Source organism: Zwartia hollandica (genome assembly GCF_019923725.1).
In the GTDB taxonomy this organism is placed as follows: Bacteria; Pseudomonadota; Gammaproteobacteria; order Burkholderiales; family Burkholderiaceae_B; genus Zwartia; species Zwartia hollandica.
In genome coordinates this window covers 176,018-189,807 of sequence record NZ_JAHXRI010000001.1, presented here as the reverse complement: position 1 = coordinate 189,807, position 13,790 = coordinate 176,018, and the positions used below count along the sequence as shown (strand labels likewise).

At 52.2% G+C, this 13,790-nt stretch carries 15 protein-coding genes; 10 read left to right on the top strand and 5 right to left on the bottom strand.

Annotated features, from left to right (window positions below; all coding sequences use genetic code 11):
- The first annotated feature begins 44 nt into the window (after positions 1 to 44).
- The 5 genes from mltG (at position 45) to KZZ10_RS00865 (ending at position 4,429) form a co-directional block, all read left to right on the top strand.
- On the top strand, positions 45 to 1,067 hold the full coding sequence (gene mltG, locus KZZ10_RS00885; RefSeq protein ID WP_259659603.1) for an endolytic transglycosylase MltG: 1,023 nt from the start codon (positions 45 to 47) through the stop codon (positions 1,065 to 1,067).
- Positions 1,067 to 1,699, top strand: coding sequence for a dTMP kinase (gene tmk / locus KZZ10_RS00880; protein ID WP_259659817.1), 633 nt, complete (start codon positions 1,067 to 1,069; stop codon positions 1,697 to 1,699). The genes mltG and tmk overlap by 1 nt, the downstream gene beginning before the upstream one ends.
- Positions 1,696 to 2,775, top strand: coding sequence for a DNA polymerase III subunit delta' (gene holB / locus KZZ10_RS00875; protein WP_259659602.1), 1,080 nt, complete (start codon positions 1,696 to 1,698; stop codon positions 2,773 to 2,775). The genes tmk and holB overlap by 4 nt, the downstream gene beginning before the upstream one ends.
- A gap of 40 nt (positions 2,776 to 2,815) precedes the next feature.
- Positions 2,816 to 3,586, top strand: coding sequence for a TatD family hydrolase (locus KZZ10_RS00870; protein WP_259659601.1), 771 nt, complete (start codon positions 2,816 to 2,818; stop codon positions 3,584 to 3,586).
- 267 nt (positions 3,587 to 3,853) lie between these two features.
- Entirely contained in the window at positions 3,854 to 4,429 is a 576-nt protein-coding gene (locus KZZ10_RS00865; RefSeq protein ID WP_259659600.1) for an ankyrin repeat domain-containing protein, read from the top strand.
- A 1-nt stretch (position 4,430) separates the two neighbouring features.
- Here KZZ10_RS00865 and KZZ10_RS00860 read toward each other — a convergent pair whose 3' ends face one another.
- Genes KZZ10_RS00860 through KZZ10_RS00845 form a run of 4 tightly spaced genes read right to left on the bottom strand, consistent with a single transcriptional unit; the run spans position 4,431 to position 8,030 of the window.
- Complete coding sequence (locus KZZ10_RS00860; protein WP_259659599.1) at positions 4,431 to 5,534, bottom strand: RsiV family protein; 1,104 nt, start codon at positions 5,532 to 5,534, stop codon at positions 4,431 to 4,433.
- Between the two features lie 14 nt (positions 5,535 to 5,548).
- Positions 5,549 to 6,052, bottom strand: coding sequence for a glutathione peroxidase (locus KZZ10_RS00855; RefSeq protein ID WP_259659598.1), 504 nt, complete (start codon positions 6,050 to 6,052; stop codon positions 5,549 to 5,551).
- A gap of 8 nt (positions 6,053 to 6,060) precedes the next feature.
- The gene (locus KZZ10_RS00850) at positions 6,061 to 7,479 is read right to left on the bottom strand and encodes a cryptochrome/photolyase family protein (protein WP_259659597.1); all 1,419 of its coding nucleotides are present in this window, start codon (positions 7,477 to 7,479) and stop codon (positions 6,061 to 6,063) included.
- Complete coding sequence (locus KZZ10_RS00845; RefSeq protein ID WP_259659596.1) at positions 7,476 to 8,030, bottom strand: peroxiredoxin; 555 nt, start codon at positions 8,028 to 8,030, stop codon at positions 7,476 to 7,478. The genes KZZ10_RS00850 and KZZ10_RS00845 overlap by 4 nt, the downstream gene beginning before the upstream one ends.
- A gap of 72 nt (positions 8,031 to 8,102) precedes the next feature.
- Here KZZ10_RS00845 and KZZ10_RS00840 point away from each other — a divergent pair, with 72 nt between their 5' ends.
- A complete protein-coding gene (locus tag KZZ10_RS00840; protein ID WP_259659595.1) occupies positions 8,103 to 8,462 on the top strand; it encodes a hypothetical protein in 360 nt (119 codons plus the stop codon).
- Here the strand turns inward: KZZ10_RS00840 and KZZ10_RS00835 are convergent.
- The gene (locus KZZ10_RS00835; RefSeq protein WP_259659594.1) at positions 8,459 to 8,863 is read right to left on the bottom strand and encodes a DoxX family protein; all 405 of its coding nucleotides are present in this window, start codon (positions 8,861 to 8,863) and stop codon (positions 8,459 to 8,461) included. The two genes, KZZ10_RS00840 and KZZ10_RS00835, sit on opposite strands and share 4 nt — an antisense overlap.
- 202 nt (positions 8,864 to 9,065) lie before the next feature.
- Between KZZ10_RS00835 and KZZ10_RS00830 the strand changes: the two genes are divergently transcribed.
- From KZZ10_RS00830 to KZZ10_RS00815, 4 genes are all read left to right on the top strand, one after another.
- Positions 9,066 to 10,238, top strand: coding sequence for an acyl-CoA dehydrogenase family protein (locus KZZ10_RS00830; protein WP_259659593.1), 1,173 nt, complete (start codon positions 9,066 to 9,068; stop codon positions 10,236 to 10,238).
- Positions 10,238 to 11,437: a CaiB/BaiF CoA transferase family protein gene (locus tag KZZ10_RS00825; protein ID WP_259659592.1), complete on the top strand. Its 1,200-nt coding sequence runs from the start codon at positions 10,238 to 10,240 to the stop codon at positions 11,435 to 11,437. The genes KZZ10_RS00830 and KZZ10_RS00825 overlap by 1 nt, the downstream gene beginning before the upstream one ends.
- Before the next feature lie 48 nt (positions 11,438 to 11,485).
- Positions 11,486 to 12,289, top strand: coding sequence for a crotonase/enoyl-CoA hydratase family protein (locus KZZ10_RS00820; RefSeq protein ID WP_259659591.1), 804 nt, complete (start codon positions 11,486 to 11,488; stop codon positions 12,287 to 12,289).
- 69 nt (positions 12,290 to 12,358) lie between these two features.
- Positions 12,359 to 13,714, top strand: coding sequence for an MBL fold metallo-hydrolase RNA specificity domain-containing protein (locus KZZ10_RS00815; RefSeq protein ID WP_259659590.1), 1,356 nt, complete (start codon positions 12,359 to 12,361; stop codon positions 13,712 to 13,714).
- Positions 13,715 to 13,790: the final 76 nt, after the last annotated feature.

Below are 13,790 nucleotides of genomic sequence, written 5' to 3'. Positions count from 1 at the left end.
AAAACGATTGGAACCTACGCAAGGCATATTAAACTGTGAACCTCATGAAACTGCTCAATAAACTTCTCCTTTATCTGGTATTGCCTATCGTTGTGCTGCTTGGCGCGGTAGCTGCAGTGGGTTACCAGTGGGTCACGCGCCCGCTGGAACTACCGAGCGCCAAGGTAGATCTGCTAGTCCCAGCGGGTGCCACGCCTGCAACGATTGCGCGGCTACTCAACCAGGCTGGCGTTCAGGTTAATTCGGGCGCGTTTGCGATGCTTGCCAGAGCCACGGAGCTTGATAAGAAACTTAAGGCGGGTGGCTATCAGATAGCCCGTGGAGATAGCGTCTGGGATGTGCTGCGTCGTATCGCGCTTGGGGAAGTCACGTCACGGCAGATCACAATCGTGGAAGGCTGGACGCTTAGGCAAGTACGAGCAGCCATTTTATCTAATCCGGATATAAAAAAATCCGATCCTCCTTGGACGGACCAAGAAGTACCACGGTTAATACAAGGGGGAACGGCGCTTAAATCCTATCCTCCCGAAGGTTTGTTGTTTCCGGATACATATATATTTTCGATTGGTACGCCCGACACAGAGATTGTAGAGCGAGCAGCTCGTACACAACAGAGAGTCTTAGAAAAGGCCTGGCAGGTGCGACAAGAAGGGCTCCCACTTAGGTCTCCCTATGAAGCCTTGATTCTTGCTTCGATTGTAGAAAAAGAGACGGGTAAGGCGTCGGATCGGGCACGAATCGCTGGCGTTTTTATAAATCGGCTCAGGTTAAATATGCCTTTGCAGACAGACCCAACGGTCATTTATGGCTTGGGGGAGGCCTATACAGGAAGGTTACGTAAGGTTGATCTTCAAACCGACACGCCGTGGAATACATACACACGTAATGGACTGCCGCCAACGCCAATTGCAAGTACAGGGCTTGCCTCCCTTCAGGCTGCATTGCAGCCTGAAAAGCATGACTATCTGTATTTTGTAGCGAAGGGAGATGGGACAAGTGCCTTCGCTAAGACGTTGCCAGAGCACAATCGTAACGTGGCGCAATATATTTTGGGACGCAAGCCATGATGCCCGCACGCGGATTGTTTTTAACGCTCGAAGGTGTTGATGGTGCTGGTAAGAGTACGCATGTGCAATGGATTGTTGAGATGCTCAGCTCACTTGGCCAGCCCGTGCTTTGCACGCGTGAGCCGGGTGGGACTCCCATCGGAGAGAGACTCCGCGATCTTTTGTTACACACTCCAATGACACTTGAATGCGAGACCTTGCTGATGTTTGCGGCACGCGCTGAACATATCAGGACAGTGATTGAGCCGGCGCTTGCGGCAGGAACGTGGGTGGTCTGCGACCGCTTCACGGATGCGACCTTTGCCTACCAGGGCGGGGGTCGAGAGCTCGGGACGGCTCGAATTGAAGTTCTCCAGAATTGGGTGCATCCGACCTTGCAGCCTGACAAGACCTGGTTGTTTGATGTTCCACTGGAGGTCGCCCGCGAACGCCTGAATCGCACGCGAGACCAGGACCGTTTTGAGACTGAGGCAGACGCGTTTTTTCTGCGCACGCGTCAGGTGTATTTAGAGCGGGCCTCCAAACAGCCCAATCGATTCACGGTCATTGATTCGACACGACCAATTGACGAAATACGCACTGATCTGAGCGAGGCACTAACACGCTTGGTGCAGTCTCGGATACTTCAATGAGTCAGGCTTTGTTCCTTCCATGGCAAACCGGCTTGGCTCGCGAATGGCTAGGTGCGCGTGAGCGCTTTGCGCACGCGTGGTTAATTCATGGACTGGCTGGCATTGGTAAACGAGAGTTTGCGTTGGCCGCTGCGGCCGCCTTACTTTGTGAGAGTCCAACCGACGGCCTAGCTTGCGGCAAGTGTCTCGCCTGTGGTTGGATGTCACACGGCAACCATCCAGATCTCAAGCGCATTCGGCCTGAGGCCATGGCGCTAGAAGAGGGTGCTGAAGACGCAACGGGTGAGGACGCGTTGGAGGCGTCTGGGGATGTCGCCTCTGGGAGTGTGGTGTCTAAAAAGACTCCCTCTAAGGACATTCGGATTGATCAAATTCGTTCGATGGAACCTTGGTTCAACCATGCGACTCACCGTGGCGGTTGGCGCGTCGCAGTCATCTATCCCGCAGAGGCCTTGACGACGATTTCTGGCAATGCGTTGCTGAAAGTGCTGGAAGAGCCGCCCGCGTCGACAGTGTTTTTGTTGGTAGCCAGCGCTCCAGACAGGCTTTTGCCCACGTTACTGTCTCGCTGCCGTCGGCTTGCACTCCCTACACCCGGACATATTGAAGCAATGCAGTGGCTGGCGGGTCAAGGCGTGACGTCGCCTGAACAGTGGCTCTCCGCAGCCGGAGGTGCTCCAGTAGAAGCGCGGCGCCTAGCGCATTCTGATGAGCAGGCGTGTCCCTCGTGGCTCGGTGGTCTGTTGCAATCCCTTGAGTCGGCCCGATCCTTTGACCTGGGGACACTCGCAGATACTGTTGCGAAGTTTCCCACGCCCTCTTGGTTGGACGCGCTGTCTCGCGCTACGGTAGATTTGAATCTTGCCGCGCATTGCTTGGCACCGCGTTATTACCCAGGATTGAGTAAGAGTATTGAGGCAATCGCCCGTAAGGGCGACCCCAGGAAACTAAGCGATTTGAGCAAATGGCTTGCTGAGCAATCGCGCGTCGCAGGGCATCCCTTGAATGCAAAGCTGTTTGCTCAGGCTGCCTTGCAACGCGTGAGTCTAAGTTGCCAGCAAGTTACCAACAGATAGATCTTTTAATTTTTAACACCCTTGTCTGGAACAATTCCTTATGTATGTGGATTCACACTGCCATCTAGATTTTCCAGAGTTGGCAGCACAGCTACCAGAAATTCTAAAAAAAATGGGCGTGAACCGAGTCTCGCACGCGTTGTGCGTGAGCGTTAATTTGCCCGACTGGCCTGGCTTAATAGAAATTGTTGAGCAGAATGATGCACTCTGGGCGTCCGTGGGCGTGCATCCAGATTATGAAGATACGATTGAACCTAGCGTTGACGGACTTGTTGAGCAAAGTCAGCATCCAAAGGTCGTAGCGATCGGCGAGACAGGGCTCGATTATTTTCGTTTAACCGGAGACTTAGCTTGGCAGCGAGAGCGATTTCGCACGCACATCCGTGCAGCGCGCCAAGCCCAGCTGCCCCTGATTATTCATACTCGCTCCGCATCGGCCGACACCATACAGATTATGCGAGAAGAGGGAGCTCAAGAGGTTGGTGGGGTGATGCATTGCTTTACCGAGTCCTGGGAGGTCGCTTGCCAAGCGATGGAGTTGGGCTTCTATATCTCTTTCTCAGGGATTGTGACTTTTAAAAGCGCGAAAGACCTTCAGGAAGTTGCTAAACGGATGCCGCTTGAGCGCATCTTGATCGAGACAGATGCTCCGTACTTGTCACCAGTTCCATATCGCGGGCAAATAAATGATCCCTCAAAAGTCGTGCACGTAGCTGAGATGTTGGCTGCACTTCGAGGCGTGCCGCTTGCCGAGATCGAGCTTGCTTCAACTAACAATTTCTTCAATTTATTCAGTAAGTTAAAAAGTTAGTTTAAGGTCAATTATTTAAACTAATTTAGCTCTAGTAGATTATTTAAAGTGCAATATTCGCTATTTATTACTTCAAGTAACACTTTAGATAGTATTTCTTACGTTTCTTTTAAATTTATCCGGATGAATAATATTTTTATGTCAAACTTAAGAAAGAAATTCAACAAATATGTTTCCGGTTTTTTTATATTTTGTGCCTTGATAATCTCTGCGAGTAGCGTCTCGGCTCAGCCTTCGAGTCCAGCGGTGCTAAAGGAGTACTGGCTGATGATCAAAAATGACCGTGACGCCGAGATGCGAGAGCTCTTTCGTACGGGATTTAACCCCAATCGAAAGAATCCGGATCAGCAACCGGCTCTGATCTACGCTGCTCGCGAGGACTCCTGGCGAGCTTTCGATCTGCTGATGGGACATCCGAAAATAGACATTAATCTCGGAAATCAGTACAACGAGACGCCGATTATGTACACAGCTTTGCTAGGCGACCTCGCGCGTACCAAAAAGCTGATCGAATTAGGGGCGCGCGTGAGTCAACCAGGGTGGAATGCGTTGCATTACGCGACCATTAAGAGCCAAGTCCCAGTGGTTAAATTACTACTGTCCAACGGCGCCTCTGTCGACGAGTTGAATCCCGATGGTGATACGGCTTTGATTCTGGCGGTTCGTACGGGAAATGTCGAAGTGATTCAGGCACTTATCAACGCGGGGTCAGATCCCACGGCGTCGAACTTCAAGGCCCAAGACGCAATTGACACCGCTCGCGAAAAAGGCAACATACCTCTGGCCCAAGCGCTCGAAAAAATTGCGCGCGAGCGTCGTGCTAAACAATCCGCAACTCAGTAAGCTAGCGCGGCATCAACTCAGGGCGCAGTATGCCTTGCAGTTCAGCATAAGGTACCACCAGGGTGGGCATACCCAAGGCATAGGGACCGATCTCGAAGGGGTCGTAGGTCACTGCGATACCCTCCTCTAAGAGTGCTGCATTCTCAGAAAGCCGGAAGGGCCACATCTTGTTGTAGGCCTGAGGGTCTGCTTTTGCAAGCGCGTTCGTCTCTAACCAGCGAGCATGTTGCCGCTTGAGTGCCGCCTCGAACGCAGGCATATTGTCTGAAGGGATCATGATCGGTAGATTGACCACGATGTCCGATTGGGGCAGCCAATTGATATATTGTGTTGTGGAGTTCCCGTGCGCACCGCCAGAGTAAAGATAGCTATCAAGCTGCACGACGACTAGCGCCGGATTTGCGCGCTTAAGCGTTGCACGCAACAGAATTTCATTCCGCGGTCTTGCCGTTGCCCAAAAGTAGTCGCTAAGTTGATTCAAGGTCTCGAAGTTTTTGGCCTGGTTCGACTCAATTTGTGCCATTGAGAGGAGCGACTGTTCAACGAAATTACTAAACCGTTCGTGCTCGGTAAAAATGAGCCGCTCGAACTTGATTGTTGGACACTGTTTTCCGGTGCAGGCCGGTTTTGTGAGGACGAGAACCTGTTTTTTCGATGGCTGGACTCCCTGCTGATTGCTTGCAGTCTGAGCCTCTGGTTTTGGTCTGGCCGGCACACGCGCAACTGGGGTGGCTGATGTTGAACTGACCGTTTTCGGTGGAGTCGGTGCGGTAGCAACTGGAGGTAGGGGAACGGGCGAGCGCAGCGGCGATGGCTGAATAACACTTTGAGTGGAAACAATCGGGGCAGCAGGCTTAGCGGCTCCGGCTGTGTCGTTGTATTGAGTGCCGATGTTGATTGTCGCGCCGGAGCCAGTCTGGAAGTTCGTGGGGGCCGCTGGGGTCGCCTCGTTCACTGTAATGGTGGGTTGGGAACGTTTATTTGAGGTTGCGCTGGACGGCTGCGGCGAGCTCGCTAGCGTAATGTCCCCACCCGAGGGTTGTGAGGTACAGGCGACGAGAAACGTCAAAGTGGTCACAGCGATGGCAAGTAAAAATCGACGCACGTTGGCAATCCAGGTTATTTGTCAGCGGAAGTATACGGGAGTGATAGTGCTTGTTGGATGTCGCCCCGCAGCTCCGTTGGCCTCGTCGTAGGAGCGTAGCGATCGATGACGCGTTGGTCCCGACCCACTAAAAATTTAGTGAAATTCCACTTGATACTCTCAGTGCCGAGGAGACCAGCTTTCTCTTGTTTTAGCCACTCAAACACAGGGCTAGCCTCCGGTCCGTTCACCGCTATTTTCGCAAACATCGGAAAGGAGATCTTGAACTGCGTTTCGCAAAACTTGGCGATCTGCGCCTCATCTCCAGGCTCTTGGTGACCAAATTGGTCGCAAGGGAAGCCTAGCACCGTAAAACCCTGAGCACCGAACTCTTGCTGCAGCATCTCAAGATCTGCGTACTGTTTTGTAAATCCGCATTTCGAGGCAACGTTGACAATAAGGAGCACTTTGCCTGCGTAGACGTTGAGCTGTTGTAATTGGCCATCGATTTTGGTAGCACTCAAATTTTCAAGGCGCATAGAGATACTCACGGGTTAAGAGAAGAGAACGCTTCGATCGCACGCAACCGAGAGCTGCGAAGATCGACGCGCTGCATGGGGTAGCCGATGGCTGAGCGGGTCAGGGGCAGGGGGTCATGAATCTCTTTGGTGCTAACACTCGTCAGCTCGGGCAGCCAGTGCTTAATGAAAGCTCCCTTTGGGTCAAATCTCTCCGATTGGCTGATCGGATTGAAGACTCTGAAATACGGTGCAGAGTCTGCTCCTGTAGAGGCACTCCATTGCCAGCCCCCATTATTCGCAGCAAGCTCACCGTCTATGAGATGCCGCATAAAAAAGGCTTCTCCTCGTCGCCAGTCGATCAACATGTTCTTTGTTAAGTACATCGCCACTACCATGCGCAAGCGATTATGCATCCAACCGGTGTGCAGAAGTTGCCGCATTGCTGCGTCGATCAACGGTACGCCAGTTTCTCCTTTTGTCCACGCAGCAAAATCGTCTGGAGCATCACGCCAGAGCACTGCGTTAGTTTGCGGTCGCATAGGCTGGTGCATGGAGAGCTCTGGATAGCCGTGAAGAAGGTGCTGATAGAACTCGCGCCAAAGAAGCTCTGTGATCCAAGTTGTAACCCCCGGCTTTCCTGTCCCTGTCTCACCTTGGTTACAACTCATGGCACGATATAAGCATTGACCTGCCGAGACCAAGCCTGCTGCTAGGTAAGGGGAAAGTGTGCTGGTTCCAGGAAGAGAGGGGATGTCGCGATCACGCTGATAGTGATAGATCGCTTCTTGCGAGAAGTGCTCGAGGCGTTTGTACGCCTCTGCCTCAGTCGCAGGCCAGCCCTGCCGAATTGTCTGCGATACATCCTCACAATAAGAGAGTGTTGCTGGGACGGGATCTGTCGTCACTGAAGCCAACTTAACTTGCTTAGCCGGTGCAGGTGTCAGGACGTATGGACGCGCCTCGAGCGCGCTACGGCAAGCCCGCGCGAAAGGTGTAAATACACGGTAGTAGCTGTCCCCTCCCGTCTTGATGGTACCGGGTTCTAATAGGGTTGCCCCTAAGTGACCGGTTAGGTCGATGCCATGCTCTTTGAGTAGTTTGTAGCTCGCTCGATCTCGGTTGCGCTCATTCAAACCGTACTCTCGGTTGCAATGAATGGAGGTCGCGCCATGTTGCTTCGCAAATGAAAGCAGAGCCCGCGGTATGTCTCTCCATTGCTGAATAGTAAGGAGTTTGAGCGGAATATTTAGTGTGGCCAGTTCGTCAGAAAGGCTTTTGAGCGCCCGCAACCAAAAATCCACTTTCACGGGCGCATCTTGATGAGAGGCCCACTGTTCTTCCGAGATGATGAACAACCCTATAGCCGAACCCGAAGCGGCCGCAGCGTAAAGAGCCGGTTGGTCTGCTATTCGGAGATCGGTTCTAAACCAACAGATACTCGTCATTTGGTCTGCTCGCGCCAGCGCTTGACCGCAGCAAGGGTACTGGATACATGTTGATCAGGACTCAGGCTCGCATGAGTAAAAAAAATCTTTAGATCCGGTGTCACCACATATGAGATCCGACTCGCCATCTCTGAGGAAAAAAACAAGGTTGCCTGGTAGGCTTTCATTGTCGTTCGATCGAGATCTGCTGCCACTGCAAACTTTCCGCCACAGGGACCAAGTGAGAATTTTTTGAGGGTTTCAATGTCATCTCCAGAGACACCGATGACCGTGGCGCCGAGCGCTTGAAAGTCCTCAGTCGCCTGAGCGAAGAGGTTGGCCTCGATGGAGCAGCCGCTAGTAAAGGCCTTCGGATAAAAATACACAACAACTGGCCCAGTCTTTAGCGTTTCCACTAAGCTAAACGTAAAAGTATTACCGGCCAGGGCAGCGGGCGCATTAAAAGCCGGAGCGGTGGCGCCTGGCTTAAGTTGCGCCATTGCGACAGGCGTTAGGCAGAGCGCCATCATTAAGCTGATGATGGCCTGCCAAGTAATATGTTTTTGCGTCATATCAAACTCGAAGAGTCGTTTTATTGGGAAATCAGCGTAAAGTAACTCAAGTGATCGTTATTGAACAAAGGAATGATGATGCGTAGCTCTCGTTCAAAGCGTTTTGGCCACCTCACAAGGGGCTTGCTGTTATCTTTCGGTCTGAGCTTTCTAGCACCTATCTGTTTTGCTCAAAGAGCGTTGCCACCCGTTCCCGAGATTGTATGGCCGGGCTCAGGCGACTCTGACCCTGCTCGTTGGAGTGAGGAGGACGTTACACCAGAGCAAAAGTTCAAAACTGCGCGCGCTGAAGCGCTAGCTGCTCATCAGGACGCTCAGAACGCCTGTAAGGCGATGCCCGTAGACGATCAGCGTCTCTGTCTAGCGCAAGCACGCGTCGTGTTTGATTCCGAAATGGCAGTTATTCGGCAGCGGTTTGGTGATATTCGCTAGTTGAAACGCCCCCGTGGGCCTGCGAGGCTAAATTTACCCGCTCCTAGCAGGGCGACACAAAGCGCACCAAATAAGAAAAACGCCTGCAACTCAAGGAACCAACCACCCGTTTTAGTCAGTTGGAACAATTGATGACTGTGCGCAAGATAGACGGCAAGAATCATGTTCACCACCACGATCAGCGCGGCTGGGCGGGTTAACACGCCCAGAATGATTAGGACTGGTGCAACAATTTCACCGATGTATACACCGTAGGCCAGCAGACTGGGCCACCCGTTTGTCGCGATCAGCGCACTGATCCCGTCAATACCGTTAATTAGCTTGTGCAGGCCATGCGACAGCATTAACAGGCCGACCGTCAGGCGCAGTATCAATTTGCCAGCATCATCGAAACGATTCATTCGTTGTCCTCTCGAAGGGGAGCCCTTGGTTCAGTGGGGATCGACGAAACCAGGTACGGTCAATGCTAACAGAGCGAGGCTCCATTCGGTCCAAATTGAGTTTCCAATGCATACAAATCCCATGACTGACTTAAGGATTACTTTTTTGAGTATTCGGTATGATTGCTCATCAAGATTCAAACATTAGGAGCACAAGGTGGAAATGGGTCACGCAAGCGCACAAGAGAGCGAAGAAGCGAAGATGATTGTTGAACTGGTGGCAAAGTTCGTCGATCAAGAGTTAATGCCGCTCGAAGCAGGAATCCTGAGTCGTGAGATCGCGGGTGAGCACTGTGCGCTCACAAAAGCCGAGGACCAAAGCTTACGCACGAAGTGCAAGGAACTAGGACTTTGGGCCTTGGATGCCCCCGAGTCGATGGGTGGTGCGAATCTTCCTGCGGTGACCTTAATGGCGTTAAACGAAGAGCTTGGTCGCACTGTCGTCCCGTTCACATTCCCTCCTGATTCTCCTAATCTTCACATGCTGATGGCGACTGCGAACGAACAGCAGAAAAAGAAGTACCTTGAACCCTACGCGAGTGGTGATGCTAAATCAGCGATCGCTATTTCAGAACCCAATGCGGGTGGCGATCCCTCTGGCATGCTGACGCGGGCCGTGTTGGATGGCGATAGCTGGGTGATCAATGGTCGCAAAATCTGGGTGAGCCGTGTACCTGCAGCTGATTTCGTGGTTGTCATGGCGCGTGTTGGTTCGGGCAAGCGTCATGAAGGCATCACTGCGTTTATTGTGGATAAGGGCACGAAGGGCTTTGAGATTTTGCGCGAAATTCCCATGCTCGCCGGTCACCGCACCTACGAACTCGCGTTTGAAGATTGCCGCATCCCTAAAGATAACCTATTGGGTGAAGTCGGTGCAGGTTTTGCGCCGATGCAGCTTAGGCTCGTGATCCGACGATTGCAGATGGGGGCCTGGTGTATTGGTATGTCGAGACGTGCACTCGATATGATGTGTACGCATGCCAAGCAGCGTGTCACGTTTGGAATGCCCTTGAGTGATCGCCAAGCAATTCAATGGTGGATTGCCGATGCAGCGATGAAAATACATGCATGCCGTTTGATGGTGCTTGATGCCGCGCGCAAACAGGATCAAGGTTTGGATGTGAAATTTGAAGCCTCGATGATCAAGGTATACGCGACCGAAATGGCAGCTGAGATTATTGATCATGCCATGCAAACGTTTGGTGCGATGGGCGTCACGAAAGAAATGCCGTTGCATTTAATGGCGCAGCGGATTCGTGTGATGCGTGTGTACGAAGGCCCCTCTGAGGTTCACCGCATGTCGATTGCTAAAAAGATTTTGAAAGAGGCACGCTAGTGCGAAAGAACACGCCGTTAGATGGAATTACCGTAATCGATCTGACACAGATCTATCAAGGGCCTTATGCAACATTTTTGATGGCAAAGGCTGGGGCGAACGTAATTAAAATCGAGCCTGTGAATGGTGAGCCGTCTCGCATCCGTGCGAAGGTTAGTGGCAGCGCCTCTCTTCCGATGGCCATGCTCAATACCAATAAGCGTGGGATAACGCTTAATCTAAAGACGGAGAGCGGCCGCAACTTGTTCAAGGAAATGGTCAAGCGCGCAGACATCGTTGTTGAAAACTTTGCACCAGGTGTCATGGACCGCCTAGGCGTGGGCTGGTCTGTATTGCACGAGATCAACCCACGACTGATTTACGGATCCGGTACAGGCTACGGGCTGTCAGGGCCCGATCGAGACAATTTGGCAATGGACGTCACGATTCAGGCATCTTCGGGGATGATGAGTGTGACAGGAATGCCAGACGGTCCACCGATGCGAGCGGGTGCGTCGATCGTCGATTTTTTGAGTGGCGTACATCTTTATGCGGGAATTATGACGGCGTTGTATGAGCGGTCGCAGACAGGTGAGGGCAGGTTGGTTGAGGTTGCGATGCAAGATACCGCTTATCCAACGCTTGCGTCTAACCTTGGATTTACTTATCGGGGCAGCGGCGCTTTGCCACCACGAGTCGGTAATCGCCATGGCGGCTTGGCCTTGGCGCCGTATAACGTTTACGAAGCTAAAGACGGACACATTGCTGTCGTATGTGTCACCGAGCCTCACTGGAACAAGATGCTCGCTGCGATGGGACGCGAAGATTTAAAGGATGACCCTCGCTTTTCAACGAATAAAGCGCGGGTGGAGAACCTCGCTCACACGGATGAGGTCGTACAGCAATGGGCGCGCTCACGCACACGGGATGAGTTGATTGCCGCAAGTAAGCAACACGGGTTTCCCGCGGCACCAGTGCGTAATTTAATTGAGGTCATGAATGATCCCCACATGCATGCGCGTGGCATGCTGGAGTGGTTTGAAGATCAGGACCTCGGCCGTGTGGTGCTGCCGGGTAGTCCATTGATGATTCATGGTGCAGATCGGGTTACAACCGTATCCAGTCCAAAGCTTGGTCAGCATAACCAAGAAATCTATGGGGAATGGCTAGGCTTGTCTGACGCCTCAATCGAAACGTTAAAGCAGGAAGGCACGATTTAATTCGTTGGACACATGACACACGCGGGGTTCTTCCCGTAGGAGATTTCTATGAGCGCGGTGCCCGTAAAGTATGAACAAGAAGGTGGGATCGTCATTCTGACGCTGAACGAACCGGACACGCGTAATGCGTTGTCGCCGGAAATCAATGATGCCCTAGTTGAGTACGCTGCAAAGATAAATAAAGACTACAGCGTAGGCTGTGTCATTTTGACCGGAGCCGGCGAGGGGTTCTCATCCGGAGGAAACGTCAAGAAGATGCAAGATCGCAGTACAGCTTCTGTGCAAAAGGCACCGGTCGATGTGCGCCGCTATTACACGGAAGGAATCCAACGTGTGCCGGTCGCCTTATACAACCTCGAAGCACCGATCATTGCAGCGGTGAATGGCGCTGCAATCGGAGCAGGCTGTGATCTCGCGACGATGTGCGATATTCGTATTGCTGCGCGCAGTGCAAAGTTTGGTGAAAGCTTCGCGCGTGTGGGCCTGGTTTCCGGCGATGGTGGTGCGTGGTTTTTGCCCAGAGCTGTTGGTCTGTCTAAAGCGTTTGAAATGACATTCACAGGCGACTTCATCGACGGTGAAGAGGCGGCGCGCATTGGGCTTGTTTCAAAGGTGGTCGATGACGCTGCACTCATGGATGAAGCACGTGCAATGGCGGCTCGAATTGCCTCGCATCCTGTACATGCAATTCGCGCAAGTAAAAAATTGGTGCGCGATTCCCAGCACGTAAGCTTGCCTGTTTCACTTGACATGGCTTCAGCCTATCAGGCACTCGTGCAGACAACATTTGATCATCGCGAAGCGATCACCGCCTTTGCGGAAAAACGTAAACCAAAGTTTGAGAATCGTTAAGAAAGTAGGGCGGATTGATCCTGGGAATAGTCTGTATCATGCATGCATACGACTTACCAAAGGCATAAGATGAAACTTACTTTCCTGGGCGCCGCCGGCACAGTCACCGGATCTAAGACATTGGTCAGTGCCGCGAACACGCAAGTGTTAATTGATTGCGGTCTATTTCAGGGATTTAAAAATCTACGTGCACTGAACCGTACAGAGATGCCGCTAGACGCCTCTAAATTAGGCGCGGTCGTGCTGTCACATGCACACTTGGATCACTCCGGCGCATTGCCAATACTGATGAAGCAAGGGTTTCATGGCGCTATCTATGCCACGCCATCAACCATAGACCTATGTCATGGACTATTGCTCGATAGCGCAAAGCTACAAGAAGAAGAAGCTGATTTCGCAAATCGTCACCACACGACAGTGCATGCACCAGCCTTGCCGTTGTATACAGTAGCCGAAGCCAAGAAGACATTACGCTTGTTTAAACCATTAGAGTTTGATCGCAAGCTAGAAGTCGCGGCAGGTATCCAGGTGCGCCTACGTCCGGCCGGACATATCTTAGGTGCGAGCTCAGTGGAGCTCACTGCTGAAGGTAAAACTGTCTTGTTTTCAGGTGATCTTGGTCGGTCTAATGACAAAATCATGCGGGCACCAGCACCTATCGAGCATGCGGATTATGTTGTTGTCGAATCCACCTATGGCGATAGGGTGCACGAAACGGTCGAGCCTGAAGCGCAGCTTGCGGATGCAGTCAACCGTTGTGCTGTGCGTGGCGGCATTGTGGTGATTCCGGCATTTGCTGTCGGTCGCGCTCAAGAATTACTGTTGGCCTTGCACCGGCTCAAACAGCGCGGCGCAATACCGAACTTACCGGTGTATTTGAATAGCCCGATGGCGATCGACATGACTGAAATTTATCAGCGCCATTGCGATGAACACCGCCTCGAGGCGAAGGATTGCAAGGCGCTTGGGGCGGTCGCAAAGATGGTTCGTACACCGGACGAATCAAGGGCGCTTGATGCCATCCGGTATCCGTCGGTCATCATATCGGCTAGCGGAATGGCGACGGGGGGTCGGGTACTGCATCACATCAAAACCTTGGCGCCAGACCACCGCAATATGATCTTGTTTGCCGGATTTCAAGCTGCAGGGACCCGTGGAGCGAAAATGCTTGCGGGTGAACGAACGGTGCGTATATACGGCGAAGACGTACCGATCAATGCAGAAGTTATTTCAATTACCGGAATGTCAGCACACGCAGACTCCAACGAAATCCTGGCTTGGTTGCAAACGGCGAAGGTGAAGCCGCGTGGTGTGTTTTTGAATCATGGTGAACCAGCCGCGGCAGACGGTCTGCGGTTACGGATCAAACATGAGCTCAAATTAGAGGCAAGCGTGCCGTTGTTGGGGCAACAAATTGAGGTTTAGACAACTAGGCGGGTACACATTTGCCCATCCGTAATAACCGCATAATGTATATTATGTAAAGTAATGGAAATACCGA